Genomic DNA, 19680 nt, shown 5'->3' on the forward strand with positions numbered 1-19680 from the left:
GGCGCATCGACCGCGGCTTCGGGCCCTCCGCCCACGGCCTGTTCACCGCCCTCGGCTCCGCCTGCTGATCCCTCGGCTCCGGCTTCGGCGCCGGCTGTTGATCTCCGCGTGACCCGCTGGCACAATTCCACAGGAAACCACATCCTTCTCCATCCGCTTCGCCGCGGGGAAGGGCGGTCCGACGACGTGTCAGCGCATGTGGTCCTCGGGCTCGACATCGGCGGTACCTGGACGCGCGCCCTCGTCGTCGGCGTACCCGGCGGCATCCGGCTCGGCGCCTCTCGCCGGGCGGGTGCGAACCCGACCACGCACGGCGTCGACACCGCTGCCATGCACATCGAGGCGGCGATCACCGAGGCCCTAGCGGAGGCCGGCCTCGCAGCGCCCGCGGTCGACGCCTGCGTGATCGGCATGGCAGGAGCGAGCAAGCTCGTCGGCGACCCTGCGGCGGCCGAGGCGATCGCCACGCTCTGGCGGCGTATCGGCTTACGCTGCACGGTCGAGATCGTCGCCGACGTCACCACCGCGTTCGCCGCCGGCAGCCCCGAACCCGACGGCTCGGTCCTGCTCGCCGGCACCGGCGCCATCGCCGCGACCATGCGCGACCGCCGCCCCGCGGGCATCCTCGGCGGCCACGGCTGGCTGCTCGGCGACGAGGGATCAGGGTTCTGGATCGGTCGCCAAGCCGTGCGCGCGACGCTCCGAGACCTCGACGACGGCGTCACGCCGTCCGGCCTCGTGGCCGCGGTACTCGCCGAACTGGTCCCCTCGTCCGCCCCGGCCGCAGCCACCACATCCGACACAGCTGCCGGACCCACTGCACGCACCGCGTCCACCACGGCCACACCCGGCATGAATCCTGCACCCGCTGCACCCACTGCGGCCGTCGCCCCCGCCGCTCCCACCACGTCAGGCACATCCACTGCGGCCGTTACCCCCACCGTCCCCACCACGTCAGGCACATCCGCTACGGCCGTCGCCCCCACCGTCCCTGCCCCCGCCGTCGACGCAGCGCCTGACCGCCCCGACTTCGGCCTCGGCGAGGGCCGACGCCTTGCCGCCGCCGTCATCGCCGCAGCCAACGCACGCCGACCGGTCCACCTCGCCACCCTCGTCCCGCTCGTTCTCACCGCCGCCGCTCAAGGCGACCGCAACGCTTCCCGCATCCTGCACGAGGCCGCCGACCTCCTCGTCGCCACACTCACCCAAGCGCGCAACGCGGGCGGCACCCGCAACGCCCACGGCGCGCAGGACCCCGCCGCGCCCATCGTGCTCGCCGGCGGGATCCTTGCACCGGGCTCCCCCGTTCACAGACTCGTGCTCACCGCCGTCGCCGAGACCTGGCCCATGGCCACCATCACCGCTGGGATGGACGGCGCGGCCGGCGCCGCATGGCTCGCCGCGCTCCGCCTTCTCGGCGACGGGCTTGACGCCGCCGCCCTGCATACCCGGCTGTTCCAGGAGCGCTTCGAAGTACGTCGATAATTAACTTAGAAATTGACCTCGATGGAACTTAGCGCCATCATGGCTGAGCGCCACCTGCGTTGAGCTCGGCGATTGCTGACCTTCCAACGGTGCGCAGGCCCGGAAGGACAGCCTCAGCCGATGAGCACTCCGTACGCCCACCGTGTGCAGTCCCCCACCGAGGAACGCAACCCCAGGACGACCCGGATCGACCTGGTCCCGACGCTCGAAGTGCTACAGATGCTCAACGACGAGGACCGGGTGCCGCCAGACGCGGTGCGCGCCGTACTGCCGGAACTCGCAAAGGTCGTCGACGAGGCGGCGCGCAGGCTCGCGGTCGGCGGCCGCATGCACTACTTCGGCGCGGGCTCCTCCGGAAGGCTCGCCGTGATGGACGCGGCGGAGCTGATCCCGACCTTCGGCCTGACTCCGGACATCGTCGTGGCCCACCACGCGGGCGGCGCGGCCGCGCTCGCCCGGCCGTCCGAGAACGTCGAGGACGACCCGGCACAGGGTGCCAGGGAGGCCGCAGCCGTCGAAGCGGGCGACATCGTCGTCGGCCTGACGGCGTCCGGACGGACTCCTTACGTCGGCGGCGCGCTGCGCGCGGCCCGCGCGGTCGGCGCGTTCACGGTGCTGGTCAGCGCCAACCCGCACGCGCAACTTGCCCTGGACGCGGACGTCCACCTCGCGGTGGATACGGGCCCTGAGGCAGTCGCCGGAAGCACCCGCCTGAAGGCGGGCACCGCGCAGAAGCTGGTGCTCAACAGCCTGTCGACGGCGCTGATGGTGGCACTCGGCAGGACGTACTCGAACCTGATGGTCGAGATGAACGCCGTCAACGCGAAGCTGCGCGGCAGGGTCCTGACGATTCTGACCGAAGCCTCGGGCGAGTCCGGGGAAGAATGCGCCCGCGCCCTCACCGAGGCCGGCGGCGACGTCAAGATCGCGATCGTCGCCCTCATCGCTGGCGTCGACACCGAGAAAGCCCGTGCCGCCTTGGCCGTCGGCGACGGCCGCGTCCGCGCGGCTCTGCAAACCCTCGGCAGGGCCTCCACCGACTAAGGGCGCACTGAAATCTTGAAACACGCCCGGCTCATATCGGTTTGCCCCGATCGATATTTACCAGTAAACCGGAGCAAACCGGGCGATCTGAGCAATATATCAAGACATTCAGTGCGTTCCCAGGGGTTGTTCGAGAGGCAGGGCCGGTTAAGGGCGCGGTGCGTGGCGCGTGCGTTCGCAAGGTGGAGGGGCGTGCTCAGATTGGTTGTCCGACCGTATGTGACAGGGGCCTGGCGGCACTGGGGACCCGACAATTCGGCGAACGTGCACGACAGGCGAGGCAAACCTCTACCGCGCAGCTCGAACACGCCCTAACGCCAGGAGGCGACTTCCGACAGGTGTGGCAGTGTCGGGACAGGCGCGGGCGTCGTTAGTCGGCGGCTACGATGCGGCGGTTACGGACGGCGACGTAGGTACGTTCGAGTGCCTTGAGGGTGCGGGCGCGGTTGCGCTGGGCGAGGGCGACGAAGAGGCAGTCGACGACGGTGAGCGCGGCGATGCGGCTGGCCATGGCGCCGGAGCGGTAGGTGGTTTCGCGCGCCGCGGTGGTCAGGACACGGTCGGCTTCCACGGCGATCGTGGAGCGGGGGAAGTTCGTGATCGCGACCGTCAGGGCTCCGTTGCCGCGGGCCTCGCGCAAGGCCGCGAGGGTGTCGGGCGTCTCGCCGGTGTGGGAGATGCACACCGCGACGTCGCCCTTGCGCAGCAGGGCGGCCGACGTCAGCGCCAGGTGCGGGTCAGACCACGCCATGGCCCTGCGGCCTATCCTGTTCAGCTTCTGCTGGAAGTCCATGGCAACCAGCGCGCTCGCGCCCGAGCCGTAGAGATCCACCTTGTCCGCCGCCGCGAGCGCGTCCACCGACTCGCCGAACACGTGCAGGTCCAACTGGGCCACGGTCTCCTCCACCGCCCGCGCGTCGGCGAAGCCGATCTTGCCCAGGACCTCGGCCGTGGTGTCCCGCGGGCCGATGTCGGTGCCCAGACCGGTCCAGCCGGCGGCGGCCGGGCCGTCCTGCGCGGACGCGGCCGCGGCCAGGCCGATGCGCAGTTCCGGGTATCCGCGCAGGCCGAGGCTGCGGCAGAACCGGACGACCGTGGTCTCCGAGGTCTGACAGGACGCCGCGAGGTCGCTGATCGTGCGCGCCGCCACCCCCACCGGGTCGGCCAGCGCAGCCATCGCCACCCGGCGCTCGGACGGCGGCAGGCTCGGCAGCAGCGCGCGGATCTGCACCAGGATCGTCTGCGGCGGCAACACCGATTCGGCGCCCCTGGCCCGCGCCGCGGGGCCCGCCGGAACGGGCGCTGCTGCCTCGTCGTGACCAGCGGGGCTCATCGGTCTCCTCGGATTCGGACGGCACGATCGTAATCGGCGGCGGCGTGGCACGAGCGGCGCTCGGGCAGGTCGGCGTGGCCGACCGCCTCCGCCCACGCGGCGACGGCCGCATGCACCGTGCGTCGCAGCAGGGCGATGCCCGCGTGGTCCCGGCCGGCGTGCACCGCATTGGTGAGCAGCACCGCCCAGAGCCCGCCGATCGGGTCGAACGCGACACTCGTCCCGGTGAATCCGGTGTGGCCGGCCCGGGTGTGCGGCCAGGCAGCGGTCATATGGTCCCAACGGTCTCCGGCGAGGGTCCAGCCCAGCCCACGCCGTCCGTCCAGCCGCGCTGTCTGGCATGTGGTGGCGGCAGCGCGGGCGCGCGCGGAGAGGAATCCGTTGCCGTTCGCGCTGTCAGAACCGTTCGCGCCGTCCTCGACGAGCCAGCCGACCTGCACATAACGAATAAGGTCGCCAACGGTTGCGAACACGCCGGCATGCCCGGCGATGCCGCCGAGCGCATGTGCGTTCTCGTCGTGCACGCGTCCGCTGATCGGCTCGCCAGTGAGCGGATCGGGTTCGGTGGCGGCGAAGACGCGGCCGGGGTCGGGCAGATAGCCGGTGGACGCCAGGCCGAGGGGTTCGAAGACCAGTTCGCGCGCGGCGTGATCGAGTCCCGCGCCGGAGACCTTCGCGATGACGGCGCCGAGCAGCATGAATCCGATGTCCGAGTAGACGACGCGGGTGTCCGGTGCGGCTTCGAGCGGTTCCTCGGCAGCGGCGGCGAGCCGTGACGCCGCAGTGCCGGGCAGCCAATGGAACGGTCTGTGCGCGGGCAGGCCCGAGCTGTGCAAAAGCAGATGCCGCAATGTCACCTCGGCTTTGGCGCCCTGCGCGTATGCGGGCAGGTAGCGGGAGACCGGGTCGTCGAGGTCGAGTTCGTCCGCGTCATACAGCCGGAGGATCGCGGGGGTGGTCGCGACCACCTTGGTGAGCGACGCGAGGTCGAAGAGCGTGTCGGCGGTGACGGGCACGCCCGACGGCCCGCTGCGGGTCTCGCCGAGGATCTGCACGCCGAACGTCTGCGCGCCGCGACCGACGGCGAGCACGGCGGTGGTCATCATCCGCTGGTCGACGGCGTCGCTGACCAGGCGGGCCGCGGCGGGTGGGATCGCTGTCCCGGTGGCGCCCATGCCGCACATCGTAAGTTTCCGCCACCTGATTTGACCAGTTCCGTCAGCCAGCAACGGTGAGCGGTCCGACCGGCTTCAGAGTGCGGGTGATCCAGTCACTGCCAGAGGCCTGATTGCCGATCTTGAAGGAAAGTTTCGAAGCTTTGGCAATCTGTATTGCTTTCTAACATTCGCTTCGCCATGCTCTCCCCTGTGCGCGCGCCATCCTGCGATCTTCACCCGGAGGTACACGTGGCTCGACCACCCCACCCGGATTCGCCCCCGCGACACCTGCGCAGAACCCGCCTCGCGGCCGTGGGCGGCCTTTGCGCCGCGTTGCTCGGATTCAGCGCTCTGCCGCCGGCCTCAGCCGCGACCGCGGCGAGCGCGCCGAACACCGTCAGGACCCTGACTGCGACGGCGGACGACACTGCCGCGCTCGCCCAGGCCTACGCCATGGGCCGGCGCATCCCGCACAGCGCCGTGGGCGAGCTTCGCGCCGACTCCGAGCACTTCGCCGATGACGATGCCACCGGCACCGAATGGGCCGTAGCCGGCTTCCTGCCGTCGGCTGCCGCCGGGACGCAGCTCACCATCGACCTCCAGGACGGCGCCGGCCGCGGCCTGTTCGAGAAGGCCAAGGGCGGCGACTGGACCCTGATACCCACGCCGACCGTGGCGGCCTGCGCGAGCAACGTGCCCGCCGCGGTCAAGGCCGCGCTGGGGCTGGCCGGTTCCGCCGTGGACTGCTCCACGGCCCTGCCGTCCGCCGCCGCGAAGGCAGCCGCCGCCAAGGCTGCCAAGGCGGGCAGCACAAGCCTCGGCGCGAACATCGCGAACGTCGCGCTCACCCAAACCGGCCATGCCACCACACCTGCGGAGACGAGCTTCAACGGCGTCGACTGCGACCCGTACACCACTCTTGTGGCCGCCTTCTCGCCCAACGCGGACGGCTGCGGCCCGGACGCCGGGTACAACGTGCAGAACCAGAATGAGGAGTGGTGCTCCGACTTCGCCAAGTGGACCTGGGAACAGGGCGGCGTCACGCAGGACATGAACACCATCGACGCCGCCGCGAGCTCCTATTACACATGGGCACTCAACGACGGGCAGACCCCGGCCGCCGACTCCGGCACCCCGCAGCCCGGTGACGCGGTACTCTTCTACTCGCCCGGCACGATCACCGCGAGCAAGTTCGCCAACCACGTCGGCATCATCACCTCGGTCAACGCCGACGGCACGGTGAACATGGCGAACGGCGACTTCCTCGGCTCGGACGGCATCACCGTCGAGTACAACCAGAACCTCAACCTGACCCCGTGGGCCGCCTCCGTCTGGGGCGCCGGCGAGCAGTGGGTGCTCGTCGCACCGCCGACCGCCGCGCAGCAGCCGAACCCGACCGCGACGATCACGGCCGCGGCGACCGCGGTCGCCGGAACCTCGGTCGGCCTCGCCGCCACCGCCACCGAGAGCAACGGCTCGATCAGCAAGTACTACTGGACCTTCGACGACGGCCGGAACAACAACATCACCGCGCAGACGGCGACGCACGTCTTCCCGCGCGCCGGGCTCTACACGGTGACCATGACCGCCACCTCGAACTTCGGCACGATCATCACGAAGACCTGGAACATCGGCGTCAGCGCGCCATCGTCCGCGGTCGCCTCGGCGCCGAACAACGCGGTCTGGTACACCGTCGACCCGCTGATGCAGTACTCGTTCACTCCGGGTAGCGGGAGCAGCCTCGCCGTGGACAGCTGGGATGGCGGAAGCTGGCTTCAGCAGACCGAACCGGGGCAGCTCGCCGCCGGTACCGCCATCACCGGCCTTTCCTATGCGGACCCTGACGCCGGCTACGCCACCATCCCGCACGCCTACTTCCGGTCCACGGGCGGCGCGCTCGGCGAGACCTACATCGGCGCCAACGGCTGGACGTCGGCCGCGCTGCCGGGCACGCCCGCGGCGCAGAGCGCGCTGGCCGCACTCGCCGCCGACCCGGTCTCCGGGGGCTCCCCAGCGTCGCACGTCACGCCGACAGTGTTCTTCTTCGACGCCTCCGGTGCGCTGAACGCGACCACCGAGACCGGCGGCAGCTGGTCCACCGCAGCACTGCCCGCGCCGGCCACGGCGACCCCGGGTTCGCTGGCCACCGCCGTCTCGGGCAACCCGCTCGCCGTCGAGTACGCGTTCTACCTCGACGGCTCCGACCGCCTCACCGCCGTCGCGAACACCGGCGGCGCGTGGATGAGCACGACCGTATCGAACAGCCTTGGCGTGCAGCCGGGCAGCCGGGTCTCGGCCGCTACCACCGACTCCGGCGTCGACGTGTTCTTCACCGACGCGGCCGGCAGGCTCGCGGTGGCGAGTTCCTCGGTGACCGGCGGGTTCACGGTCTCCGAGGTCCCGGGCGCGGTCGCCGCGGGCGGCAGCCTGACCGCGACCAACGTGCTCTCCTCGGCGGACGCGGTGCAGGACGAGGTCTTCTACCCGACCGCCTCCGGCGCCGTCGGCGTCACCGAGTGGAACGGCTCGGCCTGGCAGGCTTCCACGCTGCCCGGCACCGCCACCGCGATCACCGGCGTCAGCTCGAACATCGTGCCCGGCCAATCCGAGCAGGTGTTCACCGCGAACGGCGCGAAACTGAACGTGGACAGCGCCACCGCCCCCGGCGCGGCCTGGACCGCGACCGCGCTGCCGAACACGCCGACCACCTACCCCGGCACCGTGCTGCTCTATGCGGCCACGTCCGCCGACGACACCAGCGCGCTCGCGGCGGCGAAGTTCGCCGGGCTGCCGGCGAGCCAGGTGACCAGGAACTTCACCGTGGCCTGGGGCGCCACGCTCAGCGGCAACCACCTGGTGATCGCGGTCGGCGCGGCGGCGGTCAACGCCCTGTACGACAACCCCTGCGGCTGGGCCAACCCGTCCCAGCAGGACCCTGGCTCGACGCCTTTCGGCAACGTCGAGCGGCCGCTGAACGTCACGCTGACAAACCTGTTCCTGGTCGGCGAGGCGGCCACCGCCTCGAAGACTCCGCAGGTAGCCAATGACATGGCGTACTACGCGGTGCACGGCGCCCTGCCGAGCGGGACCACCCTGCCGAAACTGGCGTACCCGGGCTCCACCTGCTTGGGCACGCCGAGCTGAGGCTCGGGCGGGGCGGTGGACACCCACCCGATCACCTCGGCCACCGCGCACGTCCAAGGGACGGCGGCCCGCACTGTCCGGGCCGCCGTCCACCCCTACTCTCAGGGCATACGGGCTCTTCGAGCTTGGCCGAGGCTTTGTACGCGGCTGTAGATTCATCCACCGCTACGCGTCAGCCGACCCCGCGCCGCCGCCGCAGCCAAGTTCGAAGGGCGGACATATGTTAAAAGTCTTCACGCAATGCCAGCATGAATGGTAGAAAGTTTCAAGGAACGAAGGATGGTGAGGGATCGGTGTCAGCGGGGGCAACGCAGCCCGCCGACGCGCTCGCCGCAGGGCTCGAAGAGCGTCCTCGCGCCGGGCGGGCCAGGCGCGCCGGTGGCAGCAGGCTGACAAGGCCGCGCGGCCCCGTCCTGGCCGCGCTCGTCCTGCCGGCCTTCGCCCTGTTCGGCCTCTTCGTCGTCTACCCGCTGATCAGTAGCGTGCGTTACAGCTTCTACAACTGGAACGGCACCGGGCCGCTGACCGACTTCATCGGCCTGCGCAACTACGGCTACACGCTCACCAGTCACGACTTCTCGCCCGAGTTCTGGCGGGCCGTGTGGCACAACGTGTACTTCTTCGCCGTCTCCATGGTCCTCACACTGCTCGTCGGGCTCGCCCTCGCCTACCTGCTGCTCCTGGTCAACGAAAAGGCGTCGCAGCGCTACAGCGTCGTGTTCATCCTGCCGTTCATGCTGCCGCCGGTGGTGGTGGCCTACATCTGGACCATCTACCTCGAACCCGACTTCGGGGTCTACAACACGATCGCCACCGACCTGCACCTGGGCTTCCTGGCCCCGCCGTTCCTCGGCTCGACGACCCTGGCCCTGCCGACCATCGCCGTCATCACCGCCTGGGTCGGCATGGGCTTCCCGGTGCTGGTCTTCCTGGCCGCGTTCAGCGACGTGCCCAGGGACCTGCTCGACGCGGCCGCCCTGGACGGCGCGGGCCGCGTGCGCATCCTCTTCAGCGTCCTGATCCCGTCGATCCGCCCGACGCTCGTGGTGATCACGTCGATGAACTTCATCGGCGCGTTCAGCACCTTCGACCTGATCTACATCATGGAAGGCACCCAGGCCGGGCCCTCCTCGTCCACCGACGTGCTCAGCACCCTGTTCTACCGCACCGGTTTCGGCGGCTTCGGCACCACCGCGCAGTCCATGGGCCTGGCGACGGCGCTCGCCGTGGTCGGGTTCGCGATCGTGGTCACCGTCTCCGGCGGCCTGCTGTGGGTGCAGAAGCGCGTCGCGGTCTGAAGTCACGACCGAGCCACCTCCAGGAAGGCACAGGAAGGCAGGCGCCCCGTGCGCACCAGCAGCATCCGCCCCGGCCGCCGCAGGGCCGCCGTGATCAGCCATGCCGTCCTGGTGCTCTACGCCGTCATCGTCCTGGTGCCGCTGCTGTTCGTGGTCTACCTCTCGGTCAAGACCATCGCCGGGATCCTGGCCGCTCCCCTCTCCGCGCCGGACCGGATCCACACGGAGAACTACTCGCAGGCGTGGGTCGGCGGCGACCTCGGCCGGTTCCTGATCAACACCGTGTTCGTCGCCGGGGCGACGGTCGCCGCGGTGCTGCTGACCTCGTCGCTGGCCGCCTACGTGATCGCCCGCTACAGCTTCCGCGGCAACCAGCTGCTCTACCTCTTCTTCGTCGCCGGCCTCGCCCTGCCCATCCAGATCGTCGCGCTGCCGCTGTTCATCCTGATGCGCCAGCTCGGCCTGCTCGGCTCGCTGCCCTCACTGATCCTGGTGTTCACGGCCGCGGGGATGTCTTTCAGCGTCTTCATCCTGGTCAACTTCATGCGCTCGATACCGGCGGAACTACAGGAAGCGGCGGTGGTCGACGGCGCCGGCCCGCTCCAGATCTACTGGCACGTCGTCCTCCCGCTCGTGCGCCCCGCCCTCGGCATCGTCGCCATCTTCGAGTTCATCAACGCGTGGAAGGAGTTCTTCCTCCCGCTGCTGCTGATCCAGAACCCGTCCGACATGACCGTCTCGGTCGGCGTCCTGTCCTTCGTCGGCCAGTACGCCACCCAGTGGCAGCTGCTACTCGCCGCCCTGGTCATCGTGAGCCTGCCGACGATCGTCGGCGCCCTCCTCGTCACCCGCCAGCTGCGCCGCAACCTCCTGTCCGGCGCCGTCAAGATGTGAAGGGACTGCCACTCATGCCCACCACCGCGTCCAGCCCTCGCCGCCCGCGCCTACGCCACCGCCGACGGTCGGCGACGCTCGCCCTAGTCGTCGCGTCCGCCTTCGTCGCGACCGGTCTGACCGCGTGCTCCAGCTCGTCCGGGAGCGGCGGCAACCCCGGCGCGCCGACGGTGAGCGTCTGGTCGTGGCGCCCGCAGGACAAGAGCCTGTGGAGCACCGTGCAAAGCGACCTCGCCACGCAGGGCGTCAAGGTCAACATCGACTTCCGGTCGATCGCCCCGACCCAGTACGACGCGATCCTGCGCACCGCGATGAACGGCGGCAAGGGGCCCGACATCTTCTACGACCGCGCCGGCGAGGCCACCGACACCTACGCCGCCGCGGGGATGATCAAGGCGCTCGACGGCCAGGTGGACACGTCGACCGTCTCCTCCGCGGCGCTGGCGACGGCGCAGTACCAGGGGAAGACCTACGGCGTCCCGTTCGCGATCCAGACCATGTCGGTGTTCTACAACAAGGCCGTGCTCGGCCAGCACGGCATCGCGGAACCGGCGACGTGGCCGGACTTCATCAGCGCGCTGCAAAAACTCAAGAGCGCGGGCGTGACGCCGATGTACGTGATGGGAACCGAGCCCTGGATGCTCGGCCTCCAGATCGACGCGATCGGCGCGTCCACGATGCCCGACGACTTCACCCAGCAGCTCGTCGACAAGAAGGCCGACTACACCGGCGCGCCGTACGTGCAGACCCTCACGGCGTTCCAGCAGCTCGCGCCGTACCTGGAGCCCAACTGGCAGGCCGTCGGCTCCGCGGACACCGAGCAGGAGACGGCCCTGGCCCTGGGCAAGTGCGGCTTCGTCATCGACGGCATCTTCAACACCCCCGAGTTCACCACCGTGAACCCGGCCGTGCAGCTCGGCCAGTTCCTCGTCCCGTCCCCCGCCGGCGGCCAGCCCAAGGTCGACTGGTACGCCGACGGCGACTTCTCGCTGAACTCGCAGATCGGCGACGCGGCCGAGGCCTCGGCCGCCGAGAAGGTCGTGGCCTTCACCGCCACGCCGGCCTTCGGCAACGCGTTCTCCTCGATCGCCGGCGAGATCTCCCCGGTCAAGGGCGCGAGCGTCCCGGCCAAGTACCCGCTGGCCGTCCAGGCCTCCCAGTGGTTCCAGTCTCAGCCGATCCAGCCCATCTTCGGCATCCGCAGCGCGATGGACACCCCGCCGCCGAACGTCGCCAACCTCAAGGCGAACAAGTCCCCCGCGGCCAGCGGCGGCGTGTGGACGGACGAGCAGAACCTCGCCGTCCAGCTGCTGGAGGGAACGCTGACCCCGACGCAGATGGCCGCGAAGGTGCAAAGCGAGCTCGGCTGGTACTACTCCGGCTCGACCAGCTGAAAGACGTCGCCGCCGGAACACCGCCGCCGGAACTTCGTCGGCTCACCGTGCCCGTGCCGCCAGCCGCACGGGCAGGTGCCGGGGCAGCATGACCAGCCGGCAGTCGGGCTTGCGCGCCGCGCGCGAATCGAGCAGCTGCGGTGTCCAGCGGGCGAGGACCGAGGCGAGGGCCAGCACCGCCTCGGCAGTCGCGAACTGCTCGCCGAGGCACTTGGTCGGTCCGCCGCCGAACGGCACATACGCATGGTGGCTCTTCGAACTCGACCGCGGCCTTGTGGCCGGTGGCGCCGACTCGGCCGCGGACCGGCCGGGCGCGAGCCATCGGCCCGGGTCGAAGCGGTTCGGATCGGCGAAGACGTCCGGGTCGCGATGCAGCAGGTACTGGCTGACCAGGACCATGGTGCCCGACGGGACGACGTGCGCGCCGAGCCGGGCCTCGCGCGTCGCCGTGCGCGGCAGCAGCCAGCTCGGCGGGTACAGCCGCAGCGCTTCCTTGATCACCCGGGCGGTCAGCTCCAAGTCCGGCAGGTGCGCCCAGCCGGCGACGGCGCCGCCGAGCACCCGGCCGGACTCGGCGCTCACCGCGTCGAGTACTTCGGGATGCGTGCACAACAGGTACATCGCCCAGGTCAGCGCCGCGGACGTGGTCTCCGCACCGGCGATGAGCAGCACCGCGACCTGATCGCAGAGCTCCTCATCGGTCAGTCCCTCGCCGTCGTCGCCGCGCGCGTCCAGCAAACGGGCCATCAGGTCGTGCTGGTCGCCTGCCGCACCGCGATGGCGCGCGATCAGGTCACGCACCTGCGTACGCCACTGCCGCAGCGCCGCCTGGTAGCGGCGGTTGGCGGGCAGTGGCAGGCGGCCAAGCGATGGCAGGGCGAGCTGGGTGTACGAGCCGCGCAGGAAGACCTCGAACGCCGAGCGCAGCTTCTCGGCATCCGCGGGGTCAAGCCGGGTGGAGAACAGCGCCCGCAGCGCGATCGACGTGGTCAGCCGGAACATCTCCTCGACCATGTCCACGACCTCGCCGTCCTGCCAGCCGCCGACCAGCGTGCCCGTCTGATGCCGCATCACCTCGGCGTAGCCCGCCAGGTGCCGGGCGTGGAAGGCGGGCTGCATGATCAGCCGCTGCCGCCGATGGTCCGCGTACGTGGCGGTGGCCACCCCGCTGCCCATGGCCCGCCGGGTCCGGTCGTAGACGGGCCCGGTACGATCGAAGGTCCGCAGATCGGTGAGGACCTCGTGGGCGAGGACCGGATCGCAGACCACGGCGAACCGCAGCGGTCCGACCCTGATCGCCACGAGGTCGCCCTGCCCGCGCAGCGAGTCCATGAAGCGCAGCGGGTCGCGAAGCAGCGGAAGGAAGTGGCCCAGCAGCGGCTGCGCACCGGGAGCCTGCACAAATCCGGCCATGCCAGTCAGGGTAGTCCTCGCGTTCCCGGACATCATCAGGCCACGCACGGCGCGTATCGCAGTACCCGCGCACCGTCGTCGACGAGTCGTTCATTGACAGAGTCATTCGGAAAGGTTATTAACAAAACAATTTCACCACCCACCGGGAGCAGAGGAGTTGATCCGTGCACCTGCGCCGACGCTTCACCCTGAGAAGCACTGTCCCGAGAAGCGCTGTCCTGACGGCCACCGCGATCGCCACCGTCATCGGGGCCATGACATGGTCGCCGCCGGCCATGGCCGCGACGTACACGACGCTGCCCGCGCACGTCTACGCGCCCTACTACGAGACGTATCTGGCCCCGAACACGGCGAGCCTGACGGCCACCGCCCAGGCCTCCGGCGCGAAGTACTTCACGCTGGCGTTCCTGCAAGCCACCACCAGGGGCTCGTGCTCGCTGGACTGGAACAGCAACTCGGCACAGCCGCTGAACTACTACAACAGCGACATCGCGTCGCTGCGCGCGCTCGGCGGTGACGTCATCCCGTCGTTCGGCGGGTACAGCGCCGACCACGGCGGCACCGAGATCGCGGACTCGTGCACCGATGTGAACCAGCTCGCCGCCGACTACGAGTCGGTGATCACCACGCTGGGGGTCACCCGGCTGGACATGGACGTCGAGTCCGCCTCGCTGAACAACACCGCGGGCATCGACCGCCGCAACCGGGCGATCGCGCTGACCGAGGCGTGGGCCGCCGCGAACGCCATCCCGTTGCAGATCCAGTACACCCTGCCGGTCGAGCAGTACGGACTGGACCCCAACGGCGAGTCGGTGCTCCAGAACGCCGTCGCCGACGGCGCCGCCGTCACCTCGGTCGACATCATGGTCTTCGACTACTACATCGCCGGCGAGGGCACGGTGAACATGGGCCAGGCCGCGGTCAACGCCGCGACCAACACCCACACCCAGCTCGCGGGCATCTACCCGGCGCTGACCTCTGCTCAGATATGGGGCATGGAAGCGATGACGATGCTGCCCGGCATCGACGACTACCCCAAGAAGACCGAGGTCTCCTCGCTGGCCGACGCGCAGACCATGCTCACCTTCGCGCAGGCGAACGGCCTGGATCTGCTGTCGATGTGGGCCATCCAGCGCGACAACGGCGGCTGCCCGGGGTCGCGGGACCAGAACACGTGCTCCGGCATCGCGCAGAACGCCTGGGACTTCAGCCACCTGTTCGAGCCCTTCACCCACTGAGAGCCCGTCCCGGCCGGATCTCATACCGCCAGGGCCTACACGCGAGCCGCCCGGCCGGAAGATTCGGCCGGGCGGCTCAATGCTCATGCAGTACTTATATAGTTTATATATAGCTATACAGTTGAGCCTGCCGGCTTACTGCGAGTCCGCGGACGGGATGAAGGCGCCCGGGACGCTGTTCGGGGCGAGGATCTTGCTGTCGCCCGGGTACGGCTTGGTCCAGCCGGTCGTCTGGTAGTAGGTGTAGCGGTTCATCTGCTCCGGGTTGGCGAAGTCCGGCGTGGAGTTCGCGCCGGTGAGGTGCTGCTGCGTCGACCAGGCCTTCCACTGCGCGGCCACGGCCTGCTCGGCGGCCGGGACGGCGGTGGCCGCCGCGTCGGCCTTCGCCACGGACGCGGTGCTCTGGCCGGCGGGCACGTTGGAACCGCAGGTCGGCTGCGGCGAGACGCCGAGGGTCAGCGAGGTCTGGTTCGGCACCGCGGTGAACGGCGTGTAGTCCGGCGTGCCGGTGAACGCGCTCGCCATCGGGGTGGCCGCGGCGTCCATCTGGTTCATCGGGTGGATGCCGAGGATCTGCTCGATGGTGCGGATCATGGTGATCTGCGAGTAGTACTGGTTGTCGACGGCGCCGTGCTCGGCCCAGGGGCTGATGACCTGGATCGGGGCGCGGTGGCCGTCCACGTGGTCGAGGCCGGCCTGCGAGTCGTCCTCGACGACGAAGATCGCCGAGTCCTTCCAGTACTGGCTGTGCGAGATCTCGTCCACGATCTGGCCGACCGCGAGGTCGTTGTCCGCGACCATGGCGGCCGGGGTCGCCGGGCCGCCGGTGTGGTCGCTGGAGAGCCAGAGCATGTTCAGCGCGGCCGGGCCGTTCTTCTCGAAGTCCTGCTTCCACAGCTGCGCCCGGTAGATGTCCGGGACGTTGAGGTCGAACCTCGGGTATCCGGGCACCGACACGGCGTTCAGCGACGGGATCGGCGAGCCACCCGCGATCTTGTAGGCGCTGGGCTGCCCGGTCGCGGCCATGGTGTTGGTGTCGCAGTACAGGTTCTGCCACGTACCGCCGGCCGGCGGCGTGTCGTACGAGAGGAACTCGCCGAAGTTGCGCACCGACTTGCCCGCCGCCTGCGCCCCGGTCCAGATGAAGCCCGAGGCCTGGTGGCCCAGGACGTCGTCCTCGGTGTCGTAGCTGCGGGTGTACTCGCCCGCGCTGGACTCGGTGTACTCCGGGTCGTCCGCCTGCATCAGCCAGTTGTGGCCCTCGGCGGAGTTGGTGGGCACGTCGTAGAAGTTGTCGTAAAGGCCGAACTGGCTCGCCAGGGCGTGCTGGTTCGGGGTGACGGCCTCGCCGTACTGGGTCAGCGCCGAGTCGCCGTTGCCCTGCGCCATGTCACCGAAGACCTGGTCGTAGGTCCGGTTCTCCTTGACGATCAGGAAGACGTGCTTGATCGTCGACGGGTCGCCGATCTTCGCCGGGACGGGTACCGCGTTCTTGTGGTTCTCGTCGTTGGCGTACTTCACGGAGTTGTTCGTCCAGCCGTTGTACTGGAAGACCTTCTCCGTGTAGTCGCGGATGTCGTGGTCGCTCGGCAGCGTGAACCTCGTCAGGCTGCCGGTGGTGTCGTGCGTGTTGTGGCCGATGGGGTACTGCGCCGGAGTGCGCAGCGCGTCGATGCCGCGGGTGTTCGAGACCACGATCTGGTTGCCGGACGTGGCGATCTCGGCCGGGAAGTAGTCGGTCGGCAGCAGGCCCACGTAGCTGACCGGCTCGTGCGCCGAGGTGAAGCGGTACACCGCCACCGCGTTGGCGCGGCCGAGGGACACCAGCAGGTGGCCGTCGGCGGTCAGGTTGATCGCGTCCGGCTCATAGCCGACGCTGGCCTCGTCCCACGGCTGGGTCGAGATCGTCTGGACCACCTTGTTCTTGGCGGTGTCGATGATCGAGACCGTGTTGCTGTTGGTGTTGGCCACGAACAGCGTGCCGCCGGCCGCGTAGAGCGCGGACGGGTGCAGGCCGACGTCGATGCTGGCGACGGCCGCCGACGGGTTCGCCGTGTCGATGACGCTGACAGTGCCAGTCGTCGAGGCGCCGGTCGCGTTGTCGGCCGGGACCTGGGTGCCGTACGAGTTGATGGTCACGTCGCCGGCGACGGCGGTACGGCCGCCCTCGTTGCCGACGTAGAGCCTGCCGCCGATCATCACCATGTCGCGCGGGGCGACGCCGGTGTTCCAGCTCTGCTGGATGGTGCCGCTCGCCGCGTCGATCGCCACGACCCGGTTCTGGCCGTTGACCGCCGCGTAGACGGTCTTGCCGTCGGCCGAGAAGACGGCCTTGGCCGACAGCGCCTGCGTGGAGCCGCTGGCCGGGATCGAGACGTTGACCGGGTTGGCCAGCGAGCCGTCGGCGTTCACCGTGAACTTGGTGTAGCCGTTGGCCCGGCCGATCCACAGCGAGCTGCCGTCGGGCGAGTAGGTCGGCGCGCCCTGGCCGACGTCGTTCCCGCTGATCTGGAGGTTCGCCGACGCGCTGTGGCCGATGATCTGCTGGACCTGGTAGCTGCGCAGGTCGACGACGACCAGCGCGACGCCGCCGTCGGCGACTGTGGCGGCCACGTGGGTGCCGTCCGGGCTGATCGTCGAGGCCATGATCTTGCCCTGGTTGACGACCAGGCGGGCGCCGATCGGGTTGATGTACTGGTCGCTCGGCAGGACCTGGCCCTGGTCGGTGATCTGGCCGACCTGCTGGGTGCCGAACTGCTGCGTCGACGCGGAACCGACGGTCGCACCCGTGAGCACGAGCGCGATCGAGGCCACGCCGATCTTGCCGGCCTTCGTGAAGCTCCGTAGACCGTGCTGGCCCTCGGGAAGAGCGTTCGACTTCCCTTCAGACCGCCTGCGGCGCGTTACTTGCATGTGAATTGGTTCCTTCCGTTAGCGAGAAGGCAGCAGATCAACGCTGCCGTCGAACTGCCAAAGCGGGTTCGGTTCGTCCCCCTGCGGGGTGCGGACCAGGAAGTAGCCGTTCACTTCCTTCGGCCCATCGCCGTCGGCGATGTACCGCCCGTTCGCGGTGACGTCGAGCTGGTAGATGGCCTGACCAGTGATTGCGACGCCGGGGATGTGCCAGGTGACTGTGCAGTGCCAGTCGTTGCCCGGCCCCTGCTGTTCGGAGAATCCGTCGCTCTTGACGCACGAGGCCGAGGTCTGAAGCTGCGCTTCGGTGACCGCCGGGCGGTGCAACTCGTCCTCCTGCAACCGGTAGAGGTGGGCATACGCGGTGGCGAGCGAGCGCTGGAGCTTGTCCTGATCGATCCCTGAGCCCGTCGCGCCGGTCGAGACGGCGACGACGCCGATCGTCACGGCGAGCAGCGCGGCCGGCGGCAGCACGCCGACGGTCAGCGCCCTGCGGCCGGCGCCGTCGACGGTGAGATTGGTGAAGTCGCGCCGCACGAACAGCAGGTACGCCAGCGCGGTCGCGACGACGGCCCAGACCAGGCTGACCGCGACGCCGATCAGCAGGGGGCGCAGTTGCTGCGGGTCGGCGAACAGTCCGTTCCACGAGATGAACGCGTAGCCCGGCAGCGCGAGGCGCACGGCGACCGGCAGCGGCAGCAGCTGCGCGACCTGCATCCCGAGGGCGGCCATGACCGGCAGCAGCAGGCCCATCGGCGAGCGGCCGAGCGCGACGGATCCGAGCAGCCCGACGGCGACGAGCGCCAGCGTCGGGGCGAGCGCGCAGGCCCAGGCGAGCAGGACCTTCCCGGCGGCGTCGCCAGGCGACAGGATGTGGTCGTCGAGGCCGATCAGGGGCCTGTTGCCGACCGCGATGAGCCCGCCGGCGACGCCTGACACGGCCAGGCCCGCCACGAGCAGCAGCACGACGGTGACGCTGGCCAGCGCCTTCGCCGCGAAGATCCGCCGGTGCGAGCGCACCGCCACCAGCAGGTGGCGCCAGGTGCCGAGCCGGTCCTCGGCGGCGAACACGTCGCCGGCCACCAGCGAGGCCACCAGCGGTAGCGCCCAGGTGCCGGCGACGCCGAGCGTCACCAGCGGTCCGGCCCAGCCGGTGGTGTGCATCCAGCGGCCGAAGAGGGTGTCTGAGGGCAGTGTGCTCTGGAGGCTGATCCCGGCGACCAGCAGCCCGGGGCCGATCAGGCAGGCGAGCAGCAGCAGGCGGACACGCCACGAGGAGAACTGCTTGACCAGCTCGAAGCGGTACGTGCGAGCCACCGGGACCGGGCGGACTGCGGCGGGCAGGGCACCGGCGGCGGGGGCGTCGGCGAGGGTGGCGGTCATCGGCCGGCCTCTTCCTGCTCGGTGAGGGCGAGGAACGCGGCTTCGAGCGGTGAGATCACCGGCGCGAGTTCGCGCACTGCGATGTTCGCGTTCACGAGCCGGGTCACGAGCTCGTCGAGCGCTGGTACGAGCGCCCGCACCACGAGCAGCTCGGGGTCGTGACGATTGACGGCGTCGGAGTCCTCGACGATGCGTATCCCGGGCGTCTCGCCGGCCGTTGTGCGAGCGGCCGCCGGGTCGGAGGTGCGCAGCCGATAGTCGAGCTCGCGGTTCTCTGCGGACAGCTTGGCCAGCGGGCCGGTGAAGACGACGCGGCCGGTCGCGAGGATGGTCACCTCGGAGCACAGCGCCTCGATGTCGTCCATCCGGTGGCTGGAGAGCACGACTGCGGCGCCGTCGTCGGCCAGCCTGCTCAACACGCCGTGCACGTGCTTCTTGCCGGCCGGGTCGAGGCCGTTGGACGGCTCGTCGAGCACCAGCAGCCGGGGCCTGGTGAGCAGGGCCGCGGCCAGTCCGAGCCGCTGACGCATGCCGAGGGAGAAGCCGCGGACCTTGTCGTCGGCGACGTCGGTCAGCCCGACCTGGTGCAGCGCGTCATCGATCCCTGCGGCGTGCACGTCGCGGTAACGCAGCGCGGCGAGCGCGGCCAGGTTCTTGCGGGCGGTGAGCGAGGGGTACAGGCCGGGGCCGTCCACGAAGCCCGCGACGCCGTCCGGAACCGCCGCCGTGCGCCCGGCCTGGGCGCCGAGGATCTCAAGGCGGCCCTCGTCGGCGACGGCCAATCCCAGCAGCAGCCCGAGCAGCGTCGTCTTCCCGGCGCCGTTCGGGCCGACCAGCCCGTGGATCTGGCCCCGAGCCACCGTCAGGTCGATGCGATCGAGCGCCACGACGTCACCGAAGCTCTTGGTGATCCCGCGACCCCGCACTGCCACGGTCGTATCCATGGGTTCCTCTCTCAGCCAACGCTCACGAACCTATGTTTCG

The 19680-nt window shown here is 70.0% G+C and carries 13 protein-coding genes; 7 read left to right on the forward strand and 6 right to left on the reverse strand.

Translation table 11 applies throughout. The features are described from left to right. Positions 1-186: 186 nt before the first annotated feature. Both VGS97_RS18810 and VGS97_RS18815 read left to right on the forward strand, forming a co-directional pair. Positions 187-1485, forward strand: coding sequence for an N-acetylglucosamine kinase (locus VGS97_RS18810; RefSeq protein ID WP_326854886.1), 1299 nt, complete (start codon positions 187-189; stop codon positions 1483-1485). 120 nt (positions 1486-1605) lie between these two features. Then, the gene (locus tag VGS97_RS18815) at positions 1606-2529 is read left to right on the forward strand and encodes an N-acetylmuramic acid 6-phosphate etherase (protein WP_326854887.1); all 924 of its coding nucleotides are present in this window, start codon (positions 1606-1608) and stop codon (positions 2527-2529) included. A 370-nt stretch (positions 2530-2899) separates the two neighbouring features. Here VGS97_RS18815 and VGS97_RS18820 read toward each other — a convergent pair whose 3' ends face one another. Together VGS97_RS18820 and VGS97_RS18825 are read right to left on the reverse strand one after the other, a co-directional pair. Beyond that, on the reverse strand, positions 2900-3862 hold the full coding sequence (locus VGS97_RS18820; protein WP_326854888.1) for a MurR/RpiR family transcriptional regulator: 963 nt from the start codon (positions 3860-3862) through the stop codon (positions 2900-2902). Beyond that, positions 3859-5037 carry a serine hydrolase domain-containing protein gene (locus VGS97_RS18825; protein ID WP_326854889.1) on the reverse strand — a complete coding sequence of 393 codons (1179 nt, stop codon included), beginning with the start codon at positions 5035-5037 and terminating at the stop codon, positions 3859-3861. The genes VGS97_RS18820 and VGS97_RS18825 overlap by 4 nt, the downstream gene beginning before the upstream one ends. A gap of 231 nt (positions 5038-5268) precedes the next feature. Here VGS97_RS18825 and VGS97_RS18830 point away from each other — a divergent pair, with 231 nt between their 5' ends. From VGS97_RS18830 to VGS97_RS18845, 4 genes are all read left to right on the forward strand, one after another. Continuing rightward, the gene (locus tag VGS97_RS18830; RefSeq protein WP_326854890.1) at positions 5269-8163 is read left to right on the forward strand and encodes a PKD domain-containing protein; all 2895 of its coding nucleotides are present in this window, start codon (positions 5269-5271) and stop codon (positions 8161-8163) included. A 293-nt stretch (positions 8164-8456) separates the two neighbouring features. Further along, positions 8457-9461 (forward strand): sugar ABC transporter permease, encoded by a 1005-nt coding sequence (locus tag VGS97_RS18835; protein ID WP_326854891.1) that lies wholly within the window; start codon positions 8457-8459, stop codon positions 9459-9461. Positions 9462-9509: 48 nt separating this feature from the next. Next, entirely contained in the window at positions 9510-10355 is an 846-nt protein-coding gene (locus tag VGS97_RS18840; RefSeq protein ID WP_326854892.1) for a carbohydrate ABC transporter permease, read from the forward strand. Positions 10356-10369: 14 nt separating this feature from the next. Beyond that, positions 10370-11749: an ABC transporter substrate-binding protein gene (locus VGS97_RS18845; RefSeq protein ID WP_326854893.1), complete on the forward strand. Its 1380-nt coding sequence runs from the start codon at positions 10370-10372 to the stop codon at positions 11747-11749. Positions 11750-11791: 42 nt separating this feature from the next. On the opposite strand, the gene VGS97_RS18850 is transcribed toward VGS97_RS18845, so the two are convergent. Beyond that, the gene (locus VGS97_RS18850; RefSeq protein WP_326854894.1) at positions 11792-13162 is read right to left on the reverse strand and encodes a cytochrome P450; all 1371 of its coding nucleotides are present in this window, start codon (positions 13160-13162) and stop codon (positions 11792-11794) included. Positions 13163-13326: 164 nt separating this feature from the next. On the opposite strand from VGS97_RS18850, the gene VGS97_RS18855 reads away from it, so the two are divergent. Next, complete coding sequence (locus tag VGS97_RS18855) at positions 13327-14400, forward strand: chitinase (protein WP_326854895.1); 1074 nt, start codon at positions 13327-13329, stop codon at positions 14398-14400. A gap of 135 nt (positions 14401-14535) precedes the next feature. Here the strand turns inward: VGS97_RS18855 and VGS97_RS18860 are convergent, their stop codons facing one another. Genes VGS97_RS18860 through VGS97_RS18870 form a run of 3 tightly spaced genes read right to left on the reverse strand, consistent with a single transcriptional unit; the run spans position 14536 to position 19640 of the window. Continuing rightward, entirely contained in the window at positions 14536-17313 is a 2778-nt protein-coding gene (locus VGS97_RS18860; protein WP_326854896.1) for an alkaline phosphatase family protein, read from the reverse strand. 18 nt (positions 17314-17331) lie between these two features. Further along, positions 17332-18696, reverse strand: a complete 1365-nt coding sequence (locus VGS97_RS18865; protein WP_326854897.1) for an ABC transporter permease — start codon at positions 18694-18696, stop codon at positions 17332-17334. Beyond that, positions 18693-19640 carry an ABC transporter ATP-binding protein gene (locus VGS97_RS18870; protein WP_349262185.1) on the reverse strand — a complete coding sequence of 316 codons (948 nt, stop codon included), beginning with the start codon at positions 19638-19640 and terminating at the stop codon, positions 18693-18695. The genes VGS97_RS18865 and VGS97_RS18870 overlap by 4 nt, the downstream gene beginning before the upstream one ends. Positions 19641-19680: the final 40 nt, after the last annotated feature.

Source organism: Actinocrinis sp. (genome assembly GCF_035946395.1).
Taxonomy (GTDB): Bacteria; Actinomycetota; Actinomycetes; order Streptomycetales; family Catenulisporaceae; genus Actinocrinis.

Excerpts from the sequence above, each read along its gene's own strand:
- VGS97_RS18815 (WP_326854887.1), top strand. The coding sequence starts at position 1,606 with ATGAGCACTCCGTACGCCCACCGTGTGCAGTCCCCCACCGAGGAACGC.
- VGS97_RS18820 (WP_326854888.1), bottom strand. The coding sequence starts at position 3,862 with ATGAGCCCCGCTGGTCACGACGAGGCAGCAGCGCCCGTTCCGGCGGGC.
- VGS97_RS18825 (WP_326854889.1), bottom strand. The coding sequence starts at position 5,037 with ATGGGCGCCACCGGGACAGCGATCCCACCCGCCGCGGCCCGCCTGGTC.
- VGS97_RS18845 (WP_326854893.1), top strand. The coding sequence starts at position 10,370 with ATGCCCACCACCGCGTCCAGCCCTCGCCGCCCGCGCCTACGCCACCGC.
- VGS97_RS18850 (WP_326854894.1), bottom strand. The coding sequence starts at position 13,162 with ATGGCCGGATTTGTGCAGGCTCCCGGTGCGCAGCCGCTGCTGGGCCAC.
- VGS97_RS18860 (WP_326854896.1), bottom strand. The coding sequence starts at position 17,313 with ATGCAAGTAACGCGCCGCAGGCGGTCTGAAGGGAAGTCGAACGCTCTT.
- VGS97_RS18865 (WP_326854897.1), bottom strand. The coding sequence starts at position 18,696 with ATGACCGCCACCCTCGCCGACGCCCCCGCCGCCGGTGCCCTGCCCGCC.
- VGS97_RS18870 (WP_349262185.1), bottom strand. The coding sequence starts at position 19,640 with ATGGATACGACCGTGGCAGTGCGGGGTCGCGGGATCACCAAGAGCTTC.